13 protein-coding genes and 1 riboswitch are annotated in these 17,596 nt (G+C 73.0%); of the genes, 7 read left to right on the top strand and 6 right to left on the bottom strand.

What is annotated here, in order from left to right:
• Positions 1-43 precede the first annotated feature (43 nt).
• Positions 44-1,261: an MBL fold metallo-hydrolase gene (locus ABEB03_RS29500; protein WP_345655861.1), complete on the bottom strand. Its 1,218-nt coding sequence runs from the start codon at positions 1,259-1,261 to the stop codon at positions 44-46.
• Positions 1,262-1,695: 434 nt separating this feature from the next.
• Between ABEB03_RS29500 and ABEB03_RS29495 the strand changes: the two genes are divergently transcribed.
• From ABEB03_RS29495 to ABEB03_RS29475, 5 genes are all read left to right on the top strand, one after another.
• On the top strand, positions 1,696-2,853 hold the full coding sequence (locus ABEB03_RS29495) for an acyl-CoA dehydrogenase family protein (protein ID WP_345655859.1): 1,158 nt from the start codon (positions 1,696-1,698) through the stop codon (positions 2,851-2,853).
• On the top strand, positions 2,853-4,667 hold the full coding sequence (locus ABEB03_RS29490) for a thiamine pyrophosphate-binding protein (protein WP_345655857.1): 1,815 nt from the start codon (positions 2,853-2,855) through the stop codon (positions 4,665-4,667). The genes ABEB03_RS29495 and ABEB03_RS29490 overlap by 1 nt, the downstream gene beginning before the upstream one ends.
• The gene (locus ABEB03_RS29485) at positions 4,664-5,842 is read left to right on the top strand and encodes a glutamate dehydrogenase (protein WP_345655855.1); all 1,179 of its coding nucleotides are present in this window, start codon (positions 4,664-4,666) and stop codon (positions 5,840-5,842) included. The genes ABEB03_RS29490 and ABEB03_RS29485 overlap by 4 nt, the downstream gene beginning before the upstream one ends.
• Entirely contained in the window at positions 5,839-7,917 is a 2,079-nt protein-coding gene (locus ABEB03_RS29480; RefSeq protein ID WP_345655853.1) for an acetate--CoA ligase family protein, read from the top strand. The genes ABEB03_RS29485 and ABEB03_RS29480 overlap by 4 nt, the downstream gene beginning before the upstream one ends.
• An 88-nt stretch (positions 7,918-8,005) precedes the next feature.
• A complete protein-coding gene (locus tag ABEB03_RS29475; protein WP_345655851.1) occupies positions 8,006-8,425 on the top strand; it encodes a hypothetical protein in 420 nt (139 codons plus the stop codon).
• A 125-nt stretch (positions 8,426-8,550) separates the two neighbouring features.
• Here ABEB03_RS29475 and ABEB03_RS29470 read toward each other — a convergent pair whose 3' ends face one another.
• Positions 8,551-10,104 carry an APC family permease gene (locus ABEB03_RS29470; RefSeq protein WP_345655849.1) on the bottom strand — a complete coding sequence of 518 codons (1,554 nt, stop codon included), beginning with the start codon at positions 10,102-10,104 and terminating at the stop codon, positions 8,551-8,553.
• A 278-nt stretch (positions 10,105-10,382) separates the two neighbouring features.
• Here ABEB03_RS29470 and ABEB03_RS29465 point away from each other — a divergent pair, with 278 nt between their 5' ends.
• The gene (locus ABEB03_RS29465) at positions 10,383-11,003 is read left to right on the top strand and encodes a TetR/AcrR family transcriptional regulator (protein WP_095937891.1); all 621 of its coding nucleotides are present in this window, start codon (positions 10,383-10,385) and stop codon (positions 11,001-11,003) included.
• A gap of 113 nt (positions 11,004-11,116) precedes the next feature.
• On the opposite strand, the gene ABEB03_RS29460 is transcribed toward ABEB03_RS29465, so the two are convergent.
• The 4 genes from ABEB03_RS29460 to ABEB03_RS29445 form a co-directional block, all read right to left on the bottom strand.
• Entirely contained in the window at positions 11,117-11,860 is a 744-nt protein-coding gene (locus tag ABEB03_RS29460) for an SIMPL domain-containing protein (RefSeq protein ID WP_345655847.1), read from the bottom strand.
• 150 nt (positions 11,861-12,010) lie between these two features.
• On the bottom strand, positions 12,011-12,796 hold the full coding sequence (locus tag ABEB03_RS29455; protein ID WP_345655883.1) for an SGNH/GDSL hydrolase family protein: 786 nt from the start codon (positions 12,794-12,796) through the stop codon (positions 12,011-12,013).
• Positions 12,797-13,152: 356 nt separating this feature from the next.
• Positions 13,153-14,016, bottom strand: coding sequence for a M23 family metallopeptidase (locus tag ABEB03_RS29450; RefSeq protein ID WP_345655845.1), 864 nt, complete (start codon positions 14,014-14,016; stop codon positions 13,153-13,155).
• A 4-nt stretch (positions 14,017-14,020) separates the two neighbouring features.
• Positions 14,021-14,172, bottom strand: a riboswitch (cyclic di-AMP (ydaO/yuaA leader).
• Between the two features lie 307 nt (positions 14,173-14,479).
• The gene (locus tag ABEB03_RS29445; protein ID WP_345655843.1) at positions 14,480-16,564 is read right to left on the bottom strand and encodes an alpha-galactosidase; all 2,085 of its coding nucleotides are present in this window, start codon (positions 16,562-16,564) and stop codon (positions 14,480-14,482) included.
• Between the two features lie 190 nt (positions 16,565-16,754).
• On the opposite strand from ABEB03_RS29445, the gene ABEB03_RS29440 reads away from it, so the two are divergent.
• Positions 16,755-17,552 carry a tyrosine-protein phosphatase gene (locus ABEB03_RS29440; RefSeq protein WP_345655841.1) on the top strand — a complete coding sequence of 266 codons (798 nt, stop codon included), beginning with the start codon at positions 16,755-16,757 and terminating at the stop codon, positions 17,550-17,552.
• Positions 17,553-17,596: the final 44 nt, after the last annotated feature.

The following is a 17,596-nucleotide window of genomic DNA, read 5'->3' as shown; positions in this document are numbered from 1 at the left end:
CGGGGAGCGATGCGCTCCCCGGCCCTCGCCGTCGATACGAATGTCAGCCCGCGGGCACCGTCTCCGGCTCGCCGGTGCCCTCCGCCGCGCCCTCGACGACGTCACCCGGCGTATCGGCGCGCTCGTCCCCGGCGGCGGGCCAGCCACCGGCCGGTGCGGCGGCCACACCCCGCCACCAGGGCTCGGCCGGAACCGTCTCGGCCGTCGGCTCGAAGGGCTCGCCGGGGCGGGGCAGCGCGGCGCGTGCGCCCATGGCGCGCGCGGCGGCGATCGTCCCCTCACCGGGCTCCGCCCACGGGTGCGGCGCCAGGTTGAACGTGGCCCAGTGGATCGGCAGCATCACACCGGTGGGCTGCCCGCCCTGGAGGTCCAGGTGGGCCCGCATGCCCTCCTCGGGCGTCATGTGGATGTCGGGCCAGAACTCGCTGTACGCACCGATCTGGATCATGGTGGCGTCGAACGGGCCGTGCTCGGCACCGATCTCCTTGAAGCCGTCGAAGTACCCCGTGTCGCCGCTGTGGTAGATCCGGTGCGCGTCGCCCTCGACGACCCAGGAGGCCCAGAGGGTGTGCTGCGTGTTGCGCAGGCCACGCCCGCAGAAGTGGCGCGCCGGAGTGGCGGTCAGGGTGATGCCGCCGACCTTCGTCGACTCCTGCCAGTCCAGCTCGCGCAGTCGGTCGGGTGACACGCCCCAGTGCTCGAGATGCGCTCCGACGCCGAGCGGCACCGCGAACAGGGTGTCCGTGCCGGCCAGGGCCTTGATGGTGGGCAGGTCGAGGTGGTCGTAGTGGTCGTGGGAGATGACGACCACGTCGACCGGGCCGAGCGCGGCCAGCGGCAGCGGCACCGGGTGCAGCCGCTTGGGGCCGGCGAAGGCGAAGGGGGAGCAGCGCTCGCCCCAGACGGGGTCGAAGAGCACGCGGTGCCCGTCGATCTCGGCGAGCACGCTGGAATGCCCCATCCAGGTGAGCCGCAGCCCGCTCGGCGCGGGCCGCGCGAGGTCGGCGAGCGTCGTCGCGTGCATGGGTACGGTCCCGGTCGGGGTGCGGTGGACGCGCTCCTCCGAGCGGAAGTAGACCTTCGCGAACTCCAGCATCGAGCCGTCGGGGCGGGTCCGGGCACGCTCCGGATTCTGGAAGACACCGTCCGCGAAGTTCGGGGACCGGCGGATGCGCTCCAGGCGCTCACCACCCGGATCCGCGCCGAAGGCGGCGGGCCGCAAGGTGCGGAGCCCGGAGCTCAACGTACGGAAACCGGTCACGGATACCTCCAGATGGAGTCGGTCAGGCTTTTCATTATGGTCGTCGCCTCTGACAGCGCCGGGTCGCCCCGGTCACAGCGCGATGTCCACCGGCCTCGTTCTGCATCCCTCAACCCCACCGCGCACGCACTTCTTCCGCGCGAGGGAACCGTACTGGACGACGGGCCGGCGAAGTCGCCCCCGGGGCATCGCACCGCGTACATCGTGAAGTCACCGGACCCTCCCCCGCCGCACCGCCCGCCGCCCAGGGGCGCGAGGACTTCTTTTACTGATCCACCGTTCAGTACGTTGACACGGCGCGAGATCACTTCCGATACTGACTGGTGATTCAGTAACCGTCCGCCGGGTCCCGGGGATCCCCGGTCCTCGGGTCCTCCGGTCCCCCGATCACCCCATGCCCCGGCCCCACCACCCCGTCCGCACCTGGAGGCACCATGTCCGACCTCCCCACCGAGCTGGTCCCGCTCAGCGCGCAGCAGCGCGACATCGTGGAGCTGACGCGTTCCTTCGCGCGGGACGAGATCCGTCCGCGGGCCCGCGCGGTCGACGAGGCCGACGTCGAGACGCCGTGGGACCTGTGGCGCATGGCCGCCGAGGTCGGGATCACCGGCTTCATGCTGCCCGAGGAGTTCGGCGGTGGCGGATTCACCGACGTGTTCACCCAGGTCCTGGTGCAGGAGGAGCTGTGTGTCGGTGACCTGGGCATCGGCAATCTGCTGTGCTCGAACGGCTTCTTCGCCGATCCGGTCATGGAACTCGGCACCGAGGAGCAGAAGCGGGAGTGGCTGACGCCGCTCACGGGCCCCGGCACCCCCATGACCGCGCTGGCGACCACGGAGCCGGGAGCGGGCTCCGACGCCGCTTCCATCGTCACCACGGCGCACCGCGACGGCACCGGATACCGCCTCAACGGCCAGAAGGCGTGGATCTCGAACGCCGGCGAGGCGGAGCAGTACGTCGTGTTCGCGAAGACCGACCCCGCGCGCCGCGCCGACGGGGTCACCGCGTTCCTGCTCCGCAAGGACACCGAGGGCGTCACCTTCGGGGAGCCCATGCGCAAGATGGGGCAGCGCGCCATCGTCTGCCGCGAGATGTTCCTCGACGACGCGCACGTCCCGGCCGGGCACCGCCTCGGCGGGGAGGGCGAGGGTTTCCGCGGGCTGATGCGTACCTTCGACATCTCCCGCACGGTCCTCGGTGCGGCGGCGACCGGGGTGGCACGGGCGGCGTACGAGTACGCGCGGGACTACGCCCGCACGCGTCGGCAGTTCGGCAGGCCGATCATCGAACATCAGGCGGTCGCCTTCCGCCTCGCCGACATGCGCACGCGCGTGGAGCAGGCCCGGCTGATGACCTGGCGGGCCGCCAAGCGCCTCGACGCCGGTCTGGACGCGACCGCGGAGGCGGCGATGGCCAAGCTGACGGCGTCCGAGACCGCCGCGTGGTGCACCTGGGCCGCCGTCCAGACGCTCGGCGGCTGGGGCTACTCACGGGAGTACCCGGTCGAGCAGTGGATGCGCGACGCCAAGCTGGAGGAGATCGAGGAGGGGACCTCGGACATCATGCGGCTCGTCGTCTCGCGGAGCCTGTGATGACCGGACCCCTCAGCGGCGGCGAGCCACCCGTCGGCGGCGCAGCGCCCGTCCCCGCCCTCGTCACCGGGAGCGAAGCACCCGTCCCCGTCCCCGGGGGCGAGGCACCCGTCCGCCTCACCGGCGGCGAGGCGCTCGTCCGGGCCCTGTCCGCGCACGCCGTGACCCACGTCTTCGGCATCCCCGGGACGCACAACCTGGAGATCTACCGTCACCTGGCCGCGTACGGCATCCGGCACACCCTGCCGCGCCACGAACAGGGCGCCGGATACGCCGCCGACGGGTACGCGCGTGTGACGGGGCGACCCGGCGTGGTGATCACGACGACCGGGCCCGCGCTGCTGAACGCCGCGGCCGCCGTGGGGCAGGCCTACTCCGACAGCGTGCCGCTGCTGGTCGTGTCGCCGGGGATGCCCCTGCGCCACCCCCGGCTCGCGACCGGTCTGCTGCACGAGATGCGCAGCCAGACCGAGACGATGCGCGGGGTGGCGGCGTTCAGCCACCGGGTCTCCTCGGTGGCGGAGATCGACGCGGCCGTGGCACGGGCCTTCACGCTCTTCACCGCGCGACGGCCCCGCCCCGTGCACATCGAGGTGCCGCTGGACCTGCTGGAGACCGCCGAGGAGACCGGGCCGGTACGCGTCGCCCCGGCCGTCGCGCCCGTCGCGCCCGGCGCGGGAGCCGTACGGAAGGCCGCCGAGCTGCTGGCCTCGGCGCGCCGCCCGGCGCTCGTCCTCGGCGGCGGGGCACGCGGCGCGTCCGCGTCGGTTCTCGCGCTCGCCGAGCGGCTCGGCGCGCCCGTCGTCACGACGGCCAACGGCAAGGGGATCGTCCCCGAGCGCCACCCGCTGTCCCTCGGCGTCTCGCTGCACAGTCCGTCCGTCCAGGGGTGGCTCGCGACGTGTGACGTCGTACTGGCGGTGGGGACCGAGCTCGCCGAGTCCGACCTGTGGTCCCCGCCCCCGACCCTCGGCGGCACGCTGATCCGCGTCGACGTGGACCCGGACCAGATGTACGCCGGTGCGGCCGCCGACGTGGAGGTCGTCGGCGACGCACAGGTCAGCCTGCGCGCGCTGCTGTCCGAGGTGACGGCGCTGCTCCCCGCCTCTCGCGGGCACGCGCGCGTGCCCGTCGGTGCGCTCCGCGACGACAGTGCCGACGGCCGCGGACGCCCGGAACGCCCCCGTATCGCGGTCCCCGACGGCGCGTTCGCCGACGACACGGAGCCCGCCCGCGCGGCGCGGCTCCTGCGGGCGGCCCGCGACGCCGAGACCTCCGCTCGCGACGCCCGGTGGCTGCCGTATCTGCGGGCGGTCCGCGCCGTCCTCGCCGACGACGCGGTCGTCACCTCGGACAGCGCCCAGTGCTGCTACTACGGAGCCCTCCCCCACCTCCCGCTGGGCCCCGAGGGCCGCTATCTTCACCCGACCGGCTTCGGCACGCTCGGCTATGCGCTGCCCGCGGCGATCGGTGCCAAGGTGGCGTGCCCGGATCGCCAGGTGGTGGCGCTCGGCGGCGACGGTGGCCTCCAGTTCACGGTGCAGGAACTGGCGACCGCGGCGCAGCTCGGGCTGCCCCTGCCGGTGCTGGTGTTCGACAACGGCGGCTACGGAGAGATCCGCGACGAGATGGCCGCACGGGGCGACACCCCCACCGCGGTGGATCTCGCGCCGGTCGACCTGCCCGCCCTGGCCCGCTCCTACGGAGGGCAGGGCACGCGCGTGCGTGACCCGCAGGAGTTGACGACCGCGCTCACCGAGGCACTGCGCACCCCCGGCCCCACCCTGATCACCATCCCCGAGGAGACCCCATGACCGCCCCCCTGATGTCACTCACCTGGACGGACCACGTCACCGGCCGCCAGGGTTTCCTCGTGGTCGACCGGCTGGTGCGAGGCGTCTCCAGCGGCGGCCTCCGCATGCGCCCGGGATGCACGCTGGACGAGGTCGCAGGCCTCGCCCGCGGCATGACCATGAAGGAAGCGCTGCACTACAACCCCGAGGGGCGCTACGTCCCGCTGGGCGGCGCGAAGGGCGGCATCGACTGCGACCCCCAGGACCCGGCGGCGTACGGCATCCTGGTGCGCTACCTGCGCGCCATGCGCCCGTACATCGAGCGCTTCTGGACCACCGGTGAGGACCTCGGCCTCACCCAGGACCTGGTCGACCGTGCGGTCGAGGAGGCGGGACTGGTCTCCTCCATCCAGGCCGTGTACCCGCTGCTCGACGACGAGGCCACGGCCCGGCGACGGCTCGCGGACGCCTTCGCGGTCGAGGTCGACGGCATCGGGCTCGACGAGCTGGTGGGCGGCTGCGGTGTCGCGGAGTCGGTGCTCGCCGCGCTGGACCGCGCGGGGGTGCCGTACGCGGGCACGAGGGTGGCCGTGCAGGGGCTCGGCACCATGGGCGGCGCCACGGCGCGCTTCCTGTCCCGCGCGGGGCTGCGCGTGGTGGCCGTCGCCGACGTCAAGGGCACGATCGCCAATCCCGAGGGCCTCGACGTGGAGGCGCTCCTCGCGGCCAGGGACGTGTACGGGACGGTCGACCGCTCCGCGCTGCGGCCCGTCGACCGGGAACTGCCGGGCGGCGCCTGGCTGTCCGCCGACGCGGAGGTGCTGGTGCCCGCGGCCGTCTCGTACGCGATCGACGGCGTGAACCAGCGGCGGATCACCGCGCGCTGGATCGTCGAGGCGGCCAACATGCCCGTGCTGCCCGAGGCGGAGGAGTCGCTCGCCGCGCGCGGGGTCACCGTCCTCCCGGACGTCGTCGTCAACTCCGGCACGAACGCCTGGTGGTGGTGGACGCTGTTCGGTGACATCGGCGCCGACGCGGACGAGGCGTTCACGTACACACGGCGTTCCATGCGCGACCTGATCGACCGGATGCTGGCCCGCGCCGAGGCCGACGGGACGACGCCGCGGGCCGCCGCGCACGCCATCGTCACCGAGCGGCTGCCGGTGATCGCCGAGCGCTTCGGGTGGTACGGATGACGGCCGAGGCGCCGCTGGACGCCCTCTTCGACCCGGCCTCCGTCGCCGTGGTCGGCGCGTCCGGCAACCCCGAGAAATGGGGCTACTGGCTGGCGAAGGGGGCCCTGTCGGGCCGTGGCCGCCGGTCGGTCCATCTGGTGAACCGGCGCGGCGGCAGCCTCGACGGAGTGCCGTTCCGGCCCGGTCTGACCGGCCTGGCCGACGCACCGGAGCATGTCGTCGTGGCGGTGCCCGCACCGTCGGTACGGGCCGTCGTCGCGGAGGGACTCGCCGTCGGTGCCCGTTGTTTCACCGTCGTCAGCGCGGGCGGCGGCAGCTCCGAGGAGCGGGCACTCGCCGAGCTGGTGACCGGTGGCGGGGCCCGTCTGCTGGGCCCCAACTGCATGGGACTTGTCGACGCGAGCACGCAACTCCGGCTCAGCTGGGGCGAGTTCCCGGTGGGCGGCGTCGGTCTGGTGTCGCAGAGCGGGAACCTCGCCCTGGAGATCGGCCGTCTCCTCGCACGCGCGGGGCAGGGCTTCTCCCGCTTCGTCTCGCTGGGCAACCAGCGCGACATCGACGTGGCGGACGCGCTGGAGGCCCTGGTCGCCCATGAGCCGACGCGCGTCATCGCCGCGTATGTCGAGGACTTCCGCGACGGGCGCCGGCTCGCCCGCGTCCTCGCGGCCGCGCACGACGCCGGCAAGCCGGTGCTCCTGCTGACGGTCGGCCGGAGCGCGGCCTCGGCGAGCGCCGCAGCCTCCCACACCGGCGCGCTGGTGAGCCCGTACGCCACGGTCGCCGCGGTGTGCCGGGACGCGGGCGCCCTGCTGCTGGACTCGGCGGGCGAACTGGTCGACACGGCGGTGTGCCTCCTGTCGGGGGCCGCTCCCCGGTCCGGCACGCACGCGTACCGGGTCGCCATCGTGGGCGACAGCGGCGGTCAGGGCGCTCTCGCCGCCGACGCGTGCGCCGTACGCGGCCTCGACGTGCCCCGGCTGTCCACGCACACGGCGCACGAGGTGTCGGCGGCGCTGCCGCCCGGGTCCGGCCGTATCAACCCCGTCGACCTCGCGGGCGCCGGGGAGGCCGATCTCGGTACCTACGCGCGCGTGGCCCGTGCCCTGCTCCGCGGCAAAGACGCCGACGCGGTCGTCCTCACCGGGTACTTCGGGGACTACGCGAGCGCCAACCCGGCCCAGGCCGGGCGGGAGTGCGAGGTCGCGGGTGAACTGGCCGACGCCGCCGAGGCGTCGGGCCGTGCCCTGCTCGTGCACACCATGGCCCGGGACACGCCCGCGCTGGCCGTGCTGCGCCGGCGGGGCGTGCCCGTGTACGAACGCATCGAGCAGGCGGCGACGGCACTCTCCGCAGTCGCCCGTCTGAGGGCGCCGTGGGCGGCCCAGGAGTCGCTTCAGGATCCGCCCCCTGCCGCGCCCCCGGTACCGGACGGCTCCTACGAGACCGTCCGCGCGCTCCTGACCTCGCACGGACTCCGCTTCCCGGCGGCCCGTTTCGTCACGTCCGCCGACGAGGCGGTCGCCGCGGCGCGTGGCATTGGGTTCCCCGTGGTGCTCAAAGCGATGGGGCCGGCCCACAAGACCGAGGCGGGCGGGGTGGCCCTCGGCCTCGCCGACGCGGACAGCCTGCGTGGAGCGTTCCGGCGGATGCGGACCGCGACCGGTGCCGGCCGCTACGCCGTCGAGGCCATGGTGGCGCCCGAGCACGCCCATGAGCTGATCGTCGGGGTGCGCCGGGACCGGGCCTTCGGCCCCGTGGCGATGGTGGGCGTCGGAGGCGTCACGGCGGAGCTGCTGGCCGACACGGCGCTCGCACCGGCGCCGCTGACGGCCGCACGCGCGCGTGCCCTGCTCGCCGAACTGCGGCACGCACCCCTGCTGACCGGCTGGCGCGGTGCGCCGGCCGTGTCCCTCCGGGCCGTCGCGGACGCCGTGTGCGCGGTGGCCCGAGCCGCCGCCGAGCATCCCGAGCTCGCCGAGCTGGAAATCAACCCACTGCTGGCGCACCCGGGCGGGGCGATCGCCCTGGACGCCCACGGAGTCCTGGCCGAACGGCCATTCCCTGCCGGGAATTGAGGCGCGGGCGGGCCGCGAGCAGAGTCGGTGACATCACGAGAACCCGCCGGCCACCGCGGCCGGCGCACCGACCCGCACGAGGAGCACCATGCCCGCCTTCGACGCGCAGGACCTGATCGAGCGCTACATCGGCGTCTGGAACGAGCCCGACCCCGAGATCCGCCGCAAGACCGTGCACGATCTCTGGGCGGAGGACGGCCTGCACGTCCTGCGCCCTCCGCAGGAGATGCACGACCGGGCGGTGGCCCTGGGCTTCGGCACCGCCGTCCTGGAGGCCCGCGGCCACGAGGAACTGCACGCGCGCGTGACCCGCGCGTACGAGGAGTTCGTGGCTCCGGGGACGTACCTGTTCAGGATCCAGGAGCCCGCCCGCGTGCTCCGGGACGTCGTCACGTTCCGCTGGGAGTCCTTCGACCGGGGCGAGGACCGGGTGACGGGCGGCGGACTGGAGTTCCTCGTCCTCGGCGAGGACGGCCGCATCGAGGCCGACTACCAGTTCGTCGACTGATCACGCGAAGCCGCCGGAACCGGCCGGACCGGGCTCGGGCCGACGGGTGCGGCCGGTTCCGGCGGCTCGCCCGGAGCGCGCCGGCCGGTTCCACCCCGGCCGGCCGGATCCGGCGGCTTCCCCGGTCAGCCCTTCTCCCGCCGGGTCCGCGCACCCGCCGCGTAGAGGGCGAGCCCGATGCCCACGAACAGCACGAGCGGCACCACCTGGCTGAGCGTGTACTGCAGCCGCTGCCCCGCGAAGGACTCGGGGAGCGAGTCCGCGGCGCTGCCCGCCGTGCCGAACCAGCCGACACCGAAGCCGGGCCAGACGAGCACCACCACCGTGAAGGCCACGAACACGGTGGCCAGCGCGCTGACCAGCCGGGCGCCGAACAGCCCGCCCGGCACCGCGTACGGCCGGGGAACCGCGGGGTACTTGCGGCGCAGCACGGCGAGGCTCGGGAAGGTGATCACGTACGAGATGAACGTCGTGCAGATGGTGAGGCCGAGGCCCGCCGCGAAGTACTTCTCGCCGTCGCCGCCCGTGAGGTTGAGGGCGACCACGAAGAGGACCGAGGCGAGGACGGCGGAGAGCAGGTTCACCCGCACCGGCGTGCCGTGCTTCTCCGAGATGTGTCCGAGCCAGGCCGGTCCCGCGCCGTCCGCGCAGGCCACCGCCTGCGCCCGGTGGGCGCCCATGGCCCAGGTGACACCGGAGGTGAGCAGGCCGACGACGAGTCCTGCCGCCGCGACGCCGCCGAAGACCGCACCGGCCCCGGTCAGCGTGACGGTGCCGTCCGCGGCGATCGAACCTCCGTAGACGGTGAACACGGCCTTGCAGGCGTCGATGAACCCGCCGAGGCTGCCGATCCGCTCGCCCGGCAGGACGAAGAGGATGCCGAGGACGGGACCGCCGTAGAGCAGCAGCGCGGCCAGCCCGGAGCGCAGGATGGACAGCGGTATGTCGCGCCGCGGGTTCCTCATCTCCTCCGCCGCCGAGCTGGGCAGTTCGAAGCCCACGTAGTTGAAGATCAGGACCGGCACGAGGGCGACGAACCCGGTGTACGTGGGGGTGAAGTCACCGGCGGGCAGGGCATGGACGCCGTGCCGGACCGCGTACACCGCGACGGAGACGAGGAAGAAGCCGAGCAGGACGATGCGGGCCACGGCTCCGGCGATCGGCACCCACTTGCCGATCCGCACCGACTGGACGACCGCGAGGGCGCCGCCCCAGATGAACAGCATCCCGGCCGCGTACTTCCAGAGCCCGGGCAGCGGGGTGAAGAACTCCTCCCAGGTCGTGAGCGCGATGATGCACAGACTGCCGCCGACCCATACGGGGTTGGAGATCCAGTACAGGAGCTGGTTGACGCCGGCCGCCAGCCGTCCGAAGGCGAGGCGCGTCCAGACGTACGGACCGCCCTGCACAGGGAAGGCGGAGCCGAGTTCGGCGACGAGCAGGCCGTACGGGAGGAAGAAGGCCGGCGCGAGGATCGCCATCCAGGTCAGGCCCTCGGGCCCCTGGGCGGCGACCGAGCCGATCGTGTCGAGGCCGACGAGGGTGCAGATGAGGAAGAACAGCACGTCGAGTCGGCGCAGGTCCTTGCGCAGCCGGGAACGCTGTTCGCCCCAGCCCTCGGAGAGGTCGGGCAGGTCGGGTTCGGGCCGGGGCCTCGGGGTGCTCGGTGCTTGGGACACGGTGGACTCCTGCGGCGCTACGGGGACGTACGGACGGGGCACACATCGCCTTGACACACGCCTACTGACTGAATGGACAGTCAGTAGTGGCCGTACTGTGGTCCCCGCCGCGCGACGGTGTCAAGGGGTCCGACATCACCCGGGCGGGCCCACGGGCCGCTGGACGGGCGCCGGGGGCGGGCGGAGCCCGGCCGAGGTTGTCGCGTTCGCACTCCCGAAGGACCCCGCATTGGCGCCCTGCGCCCGCATCACCGGGGGCGAGGGACTAGGGTTGCGGCGTGGCGAGAGTGCGGTTGAGCGTGGCGGAGCGGCGCGAGGAGTTGCTGCGGGCCGCCGTCGAGCAGATCGAGGCGCGGGGTGTGGCGGCGGTGCGGATCGCCGACGTGGCCTCGGCGCTCGGGGTGAGCAACGCGCTGGTGCTGTACCACTTCTCGACCAAGGAGAAGCTGGTCGCCGCGGCCTTCACCTACGCGGCCGAGGACGACCTCGCCCATCTGCGCAAACTGCTCGGCCGGCGCACCACCGCGCTGCGCCGGCTGCGGACCGCGGTGCGCTGGTACGCGCCGACCGGGCAGGCCAAGGGCTGGCGGTTGTGGATCGAGGGCTGGGCCGCCGCGCTGCGCGAGCCCGCGCTGCGGGAGGTCACGCGTGACCTCGACAAGCAGTGGAAGGCCGCCCTCACCGAGGTGATCGCGGAAGGCGTGGCCGCGGGCGAGTTCCACTGCCCGGACCCGACCGGCGCGGCCCTACGGCTCACCGCGCTGCTGGACGGTCTGGCCGTGCAGATGACGGCGTACGCGGGCGCGGTGTCCCGGGCGCGCACCCACGAGTGGGTGGACGAGGCCCTTGCGCGCGAACTGGGCCTGGAGCGGGCCGCGTTGGTGGCGGCGGTGCGCTGAGCCCCGCCCCTTCGTGAGCGGTCGCCGGTCCACGCCCCACCTCGGCGCACGACGGCCCTCCCCCTGAGCGCGCCGACCGCGCTGTCCCTGCCGCGGCGGTCCTCGGCGCCGGCTCAGTCGAGTTCGTACACCGCCGTCACCGTGATCGTGTCCCGGATCTCTCCGGGCGCGACCGGAACCGCCCCGCCCTGGTCGAAGGCCGCCGCCGCGATCGGTACCGGACGGGACTCGCCGCCGCCGTCCTCACTGAGGGACACCAGGCGGCCGAGCCGGTGGCCGCCCAGGCGCGCGTACTGGAGTGCCTTCTCGTGCGCGTCCTCGTACGCGGCCTCGCGGGCGGCGGTGTGCAGCGGAGCGGGGTCGGCCACGTCGAAGACGACGGACTGGACGCGGCCCGCGTCCCCGGTCGCGTCCGTGACCGCCTGGAGGACCCTGCCCGTGGCGGCGATGTCGCGGACCTTCACCGAGAACGACTGCGCCGCCTCGTAGCCGGTCAACTCCGAGGTCCCGTCGTGGATCTCGTGGACCGGCGACAGCGAGAGGCTCTCGGTGCGGATGTCGCGTTCCTCCACGCCTTGGGCGCGCACGGCCGCGAGCAGGGCGTTCGACGCGGCGGTCTGTGCGGCGAGCGCCTCCTTCGCCGTCTTCGCGGTGGCCGCGACGCCCACGCCGAGGACGGCGACGTCCGGTGTGGCGGTGGCACTGCCCTGTCCGGTGACGGTGACCGTGGACGGGGTGGACTCGGCGGCGGCTCCGGGGCGGACCTCCAGCGCGAGGGCGGGGGCCGCGGCGGCCTGCGGGAGGGCGAGGGCGAGGAGGGTCACGGCGAGTGCGGTGGACACGCGGCGGGCGGGCATGGAGGTCTCCTTCGGGCCCCGCCCCTCGGGACGCGGGGGCGGTTCGCGGTCATCCCAGCACCGCGTGCCGCGCTCCGCCCCACGCCACTCCCGCGTTGTCACCTCACTGGTCGAGCCGCCGTCGGCGGACTCCGGCGGCGTCGGCGCGGCTCAGGCGACCGCCTCTATGCGCATCTTGATGTCGTCCGGGGAGAGGGCACCCTTGGCGGCCACATGGTCTCCCGACGACTCGCCGCGCAGCCGGCGCCCGATCCACGGGACCAGGTACTCACGCGCCCAGTGGATGTCGTCGCGCCGCACTTCGAGCGTGCCGCGGGGCGGCAGCGGCGGCCAGGGCTGGTCCGGGTCGGCCGGCACGTCGAGACCGAGTACCTGACCGGCGCGGAGCGCCACCCGGGTGTGCCCCTCGGGCGAGAGGTGCAGCCGGTCGCCGTCCCAGGCACGGCGGTCCTGAACCGTCTTGAGGGACCAGAGGTCGAGCACGGGGCAGCCGTAGCGGTCCGCGATGGCACGCACATGTCCGTTGTACGTGGCGATCTTGCCGCGCAGGTGCTTGAGCACGGGCACGCCACGGGTGTCGAAGCCGGTGGTCACCATGACGGTGCCGACGGCGGAGGTGAGGTCGGCGATCGCCTGCTCGAAGCGCTCCGCGACCTCGTCGGGGTCGGTGCCGGGCCGGATGATGTCGTTGCCGCCCGCGCAGAAGGAGACCAGGTCCGGGGCGAGTTCCTTGGCGCGCCCGAGCTGGTCCGCGACGATCTGGTCGAGCAGTTTCCCGCGCACGGCGAGATTGGTGTAGTTGAAGTCGCCCTCGGCGCGCCGGTCCGCGAGGAGCACCGCGAAGCGGTCGGCCCAGCCCACGAAGGCCCCGTCCGGACCGGGGTCGCCGACGCCCTCGGTGAAGCTGTCCCCCACCGCCACGTACGACCCGATCACTGATCTGTTGTCACTCTTCGAATCGTCTGCCACGTCGGACCATGATTCACCTTTCGATGTGAGCTACGCGACCGTAAGGAAGGGTTGACGGATGGTGAGATAAGCCACTCGTCAAGTATTGGTCAATCCGGAATAGGGCCCTGATCAGGAGCGTTGACCGTGTCCGCACGCGGAGGGCCGCAATCCGGCACCGGTGGCGCCGAATTGACGTGTCGACGCACCGAAGGCCGGACCCCGGGGATCGGGGGTCCGGCCTTCGGAGGTGGTCCTGCCTCGTGGACGTCGGGTCCCGCCGTCAGGAGCGGGACCCGGCGTCCGCGGCAGGAGGTGGCGGGCGCAGGGGACTGCGGAAGGCGTCAGCCGACGGCGACACCGTGCGAGCGCAGGTAGGCGACCGGGTCCACGTCCGAGCCGTAGTTCGGCGTGGTGCGGATCTCGAAGTGCAGGTGCGGTCCGGTGACGTTGCCCGTCGCGCCGGAGAGGCCGATCTGCTGGCCGGGGGTCACGGTCTGGCCCGCCGAGACGGACAGGGCCGACATGTGGGCGTACTGGGAGTACTTGCCGTCGGCGTGCTGGATGACGACCTGGTTGCCGTAGGCGCCGCCCCAGCCGGCGGAGACGACGGTTCCGGCGGCGATGGACTTGATGGTGGTGCCGGTCGGGACCACGAAGTCCACGCCGGTGTGGTACCCGCTGGACCACATGCTGCCCGCCACCTTGTAGGAGGTGCCGATGCTGCCGCCCGCGACCGGCAGCGTGTAGCCGGAGGAGCTCTTCGCGGCGGCCTGGGGCGCGGGGGCGCTCTCGGTCTTCGCGGCCGGAGCGGACGACCGGGTGGTCCCGGCGGACCCGGCCTTCGCGCCGATCGTCAGCTTCAGACCCGGATGGATCAGCGCCGGGTCGCCGCCGATGGCCGAGCGGTTGTCGGAGTACAGCTTCTTCCAGCCACCGCGGACGCTCTGCTGGTCGGCGATCTTCGAGAGATAGTCGCCGGTCTTGACGCGGTAGGTCTTGGTCCCGGCCACCTTCTTCGCCGCGACGGGAGCGGCGGTCACGGCCTTGCCCGCCTTCTGCGCGACGGTTGCGGCGGGGGTGGCGGCATGGGCGCCGGTGGCGCCCAGCAGGGGCAGCGCGAGTGCGGCGCCACCGGTTCCGGCGACGGCGATCGAGCGGGCGAAGCGGGGGGACTTGGGACGGCGGTGCTTACCCTTCGCGGGCATGACGAGTTCCTCTCCGGCGCCTGCGAGGTGAGCTGTCGGGTGCGGGCTGGAGATGCCCGGCCACGCGTGGGCGCGGCTGTACCCCGAGCCGTTCCGGAGACCGGAACAGGCATGGAACCTTGGGTCCCCCGCTCCTGCCGTGTGCGGGTCTGTGTGCGGATTCCGGCCGGCGGCAGGATTGGGCGTCCGTCCGGAGTGAGGGCGAACGTAAGCGAGACGAGAGCGCAGCCACAAGCAGGTGATTTTTCCGCGCTCCCGCCTTTCTTGATCCATGTCGGAAATGCCGGTCACTCTCCGTGAAGAGATGATCTTTTTGCCGACTCAACCAGCCCGCGGATACGGGCGCGTTGCGAAAAGCGGGCCGCGACGCATCGTCACGAATATGACGCTGCTCACGCGGCCCATCGCACGGCGCCCCAATCCAGGGCCAGTTGGAACGAAGGTCCCGATTCCGGCAGAACAGTCATATGCGACGTAGCCGGATGACTGCGGCATCGAGGTCCCCTCGCAGGCTCGTCCGCAGCCCGTGGTGCAGCAACACCGCACCTCGATGGATTTCGCCCGTATCACGGCATTCGTACGCCTGCGCTGGATCGAGTCCGCGCAGCCGGAGCGGGGCGGCCGGCTCGCCGTACCGCTGGGCCTGGAGCCAGGCGAGCACCACCGTCTCGTCGCCGTGGACGTACTGCACGGCGCTCAGGCCGCCCTCAGGAGGGCGCAGACGGTAGAGGTCCCCGCGCTGCACGACGGGGCGGATCTCCTTGTAGAGGCGGACCCATTCCCGCGCCTCGGCGAGCTCCTCCTCGCTCCACGCGGACAGGTCCCCACCGATGCCGAGCACCCCGGCCATGGCGCTCACGAACCGTGGACGCAGGGCGCTGACCCGGCCGTTGAGCTGGGTGTTCGGGCTGTCGGTGACCCAGGCGGACATGACCCGCGCGGGGTGGATCTGGCTGAGGCCGTACTGGATGGCGAGCCGGTCGAGCGGGTCGGTGTTGTCCGAGGTCCACACCTGGTCCGTACGGGCCATGATGCCGAGGTCGATCCTGCCGCCACCGCCGGAGCAGGACTCGAAGGCGACACCGGGGTGCGCGGCCCGCAGCCGGTCGAGGAGGGCGTACAGGGCCCGCACGTGCTCGACCCACAGCTTCTGCGGATAGGACTCTCCGGGCCAACCCGCGTCCGTGAAGCAGCGGTTGAAGTCCCACTTCACATAGTCGACCGGCGCACCGGAGAGCAGCCGGTCGAGCTGCTCCCACAGGTACTCCTGGACGTCCTGGCGGGCCAGGTTGAGAACGAGTTGATTGCGGTACTCCGTCCTGGTCCGCCCCGATTGGAACTGGACCCAGTCCGGGTGCGCGCGGTACAGCTCGCTGTCCGGATTGACCATCTCCGGTTCGACCCAGATCCCGAACCCCATGCCGAGCGCGTGGACATGGTCGGCGAGCGGCTTGAGCCCCGCGGGGAAACGGTCCGGGTTGGGCGTCCAGTCGCCGAGCCCGGCCCGGTCGCCGGTGCGCGCGCCGAACCAGCCGTCGTCGACCACGAACAGCTCGACACCGATCTCCGCGGCCCGCCGCGCCAGCGCCATCTGCTGGTCCTCGGCGATGTCGAAGGTGGTGGCCTCCCAGGAATTGAAGAGCACCGGGCGGTCCCGGCCGGCGTCCGGGACGACGTGCTCCCGCTGGTAGGCGTGCCAGGTCCGGCTCGCCCCGCCGAAGCCGCCGGCGCTCCAGAGCCCGGCGAAGACCGGGGTGGTGAACGACTCCCCCGCCTCCAGGCGCAGCAGCCCGGAGTCGTCGTACCCCGCGCCCCCGGTGATCTGCACCCGGGCGTCGGGCAGCTGGGCCACGGCGATCCGCCAGGACCCCGACCAGCCGAGGGCGCACCCGTACACCTCGCCGCTCTCCTCGGTGGCCTCGCTGTCCAGCGCGACCCAGGGCAGGTGCTGGTGCCCGGTGTGGCCGCGCCGGCTGCCGATGATCTTCTCCCCGTAGGTGAGGGGGGAGCGCACCAGCCGGGACTCGGCCGCCCACCGGCCGTGCAGCTGGGACAGCCGCCAGCCGTCGCGCTCAGGCAGCGTCCAGGTCGCCGAGTCGGCGCGCAGCAGCTCCACGGCGGGCCCGTCGTTGTCCAGGGCGGCCCAGCGCTCGACGACGTCGCCGCGCATGCGGTAGTGCAGCGTGATGCGGAGCCCGGAGTCCGCGAAGCGCAGCGCCAGCTCGTCGCCTCCGTGCCCGTGGCCGGCCTCACCGGACCCCTCGAACCGCCACTCGGTGCCCCGGCGTTCCTCGGTCCGCACGGAGAGGGCGGGGCGCACGAAGCGGGGCCCGCCCTCGACCGGGTACTCCTCGCGGCCGTCGAGCAGCGACTCGAAGGGCCGGTACGGCGGCGCGGGCAGCGCGGCCAGCGACTCGGCGTCGGCGAGCGAGATCCGCGGGCCCCAGTGCAGGTGGAGCAGCTCGTCGAGGTCGGTGAGCCGCACCGCGTAGCTGCTCGTCGGCCCCGAGAGCAGCCAGGTGCGACCGTCCGCGCCGGTCTCGATCATCAGTCCCCCACAGATCCGAACGGCTCCGATCAGACACCGACATGTTCCTGGCGGCCGTGCCCCGCGGGCAACGCCTGTGGACAACTCATTGCCTCAGGAACCCATGTCGTATGGTCGAGAGCGCAACCCGTCGACACACGCCACCGGGCAGGACCTGGGCGGCGCCGGCGGCCGAATGTGAGGAGTCCAGGTGACGCAGCAGGTCCCGTCGACCGAGCCCGAGCTGGCCGGAGTGCGCAACTTCCGGGACGTGGGCGGCCTGCCCACCGTGGACGGCCGGCGGGTGAAGCAGGGTCGGCTGTTCCGCAGCGGCCACCTCGCGCACGCGACCGAGAAGGACGCGACGTTCCTCTCCTCACTGGGCCTGCACACGATCTTCGACTTCCGCAACGCCTCGGACCAGAAGCTGGAGGGCCCCGACGTCGACCTCCCGGGCGTGCGGAACGTGAACCTTCCGCTCACCGACCCGGCCGACGGCGCCGAGTTCTGGAAGATGGTCCGTGACGGCGACCTCGACCAGCTGCGCGCGATCCTCTCGGACGGCAAGGCCGCGAACCGGATGGTCGTCTCCTACCGCACGATCATCAAGGAGCGCACGACGGAGCACTCCCAGGTGCTGCACGCGCTGGCCGAGGACAGCGTGCCCGCGCTGATGCACTGCGCGGCGGGCAAGGACCGCGCGGGCCTGTCCATAGCCGTGACGCTGCTCGCCGTCGGTGTCGAGCGCGACGCGATCGTCGCCGACTACCTCGAGTCGAACGCCAAGCATCGCCGCTACAAGGTGCACCGCAGCAGTTCCTCCCCCTCCGCGTACTCCCCGGAGGTCATGGAGCTGCTCAGCCCCCTGTTCGACGCGCGCGCCGAGTACCTCACGGCGGCCTTCGAGACGATCGAGGAGACCTGGGGCGGCGTCGACACCTACCTGGAGCAGGCGCTGCGGGTCACCCCGGAGGTGCGGGACCGCCTGCGCGAGCGCCTGCTGGACTGACGCGGCCCTGGGCCGGCCCTCCGGACGCCCGCCGGCCCGGCACG

This window comes from Streptomyces siamensis (assembly GCF_039543605.1).
GTDB lineage: Bacteria > Actinomycetota > Actinomycetes > Streptomycetales > Streptomycetaceae > Streptomyces > Streptomyces siamensis.
This window is presented reverse-complemented; position numbering and strand designations above follow the sequence as displayed.

What these genes read in the sequence shown, in the direction of transcription:
- ABEB03_RS29495 (WP_345655859.1), top strand. Translation starts at nt 1,696, where the DNA reads ATGTCCGACCTCCCCACCGAGCTGGTCCCGCTCAGCGCGCAGCAGCGC.
- ABEB03_RS29490 (WP_345655857.1), top strand. Translation starts at nt 2,853, where the DNA reads ATGACCGGACCCCTCAGCGGCGGCGAGCCACCCGTCGGCGGCGCAGCG.
- ABEB03_RS29485 (WP_345655855.1), top strand. Translation starts at nt 4,664, where the DNA reads ATGACCGCCCCCCTGATGTCACTCACCTGGACGGACCACGTCACCGGC.
- ABEB03_RS29480 (WP_345655853.1), top strand. Translation starts at nt 5,839, where the DNA reads ATGACGGCCGAGGCGCCGCTGGACGCCCTCTTCGACCCGGCCTCCGTC.
- ABEB03_RS29475 (WP_345655851.1), top strand. Translation starts at nt 8,006, where the DNA reads ATGCCCGCCTTCGACGCGCAGGACCTGATCGAGCGCTACATCGGCGTC.
- ABEB03_RS29460 (WP_345655847.1), bottom strand. Translation starts at nt 11,860, where the DNA reads ATGCCCGCCCGCCGCGTGTCCACCGCACTCGCCGTGACCCTCCTCGCC.
- ABEB03_RS29450 (WP_345655845.1), bottom strand. Translation starts at nt 14,016, where the DNA reads ATGCCCGCGAAGGGTAAGCACCGCCGTCCCAAGTCCCCCCGCTTCGCC.
- ABEB03_RS29445 (WP_345655843.1), bottom strand. Translation starts at nt 16,564, where the DNA reads ATGATCGAGACCGGCGCGGACGGTCGCACCTGGCTGCTCTCGGGGCCG.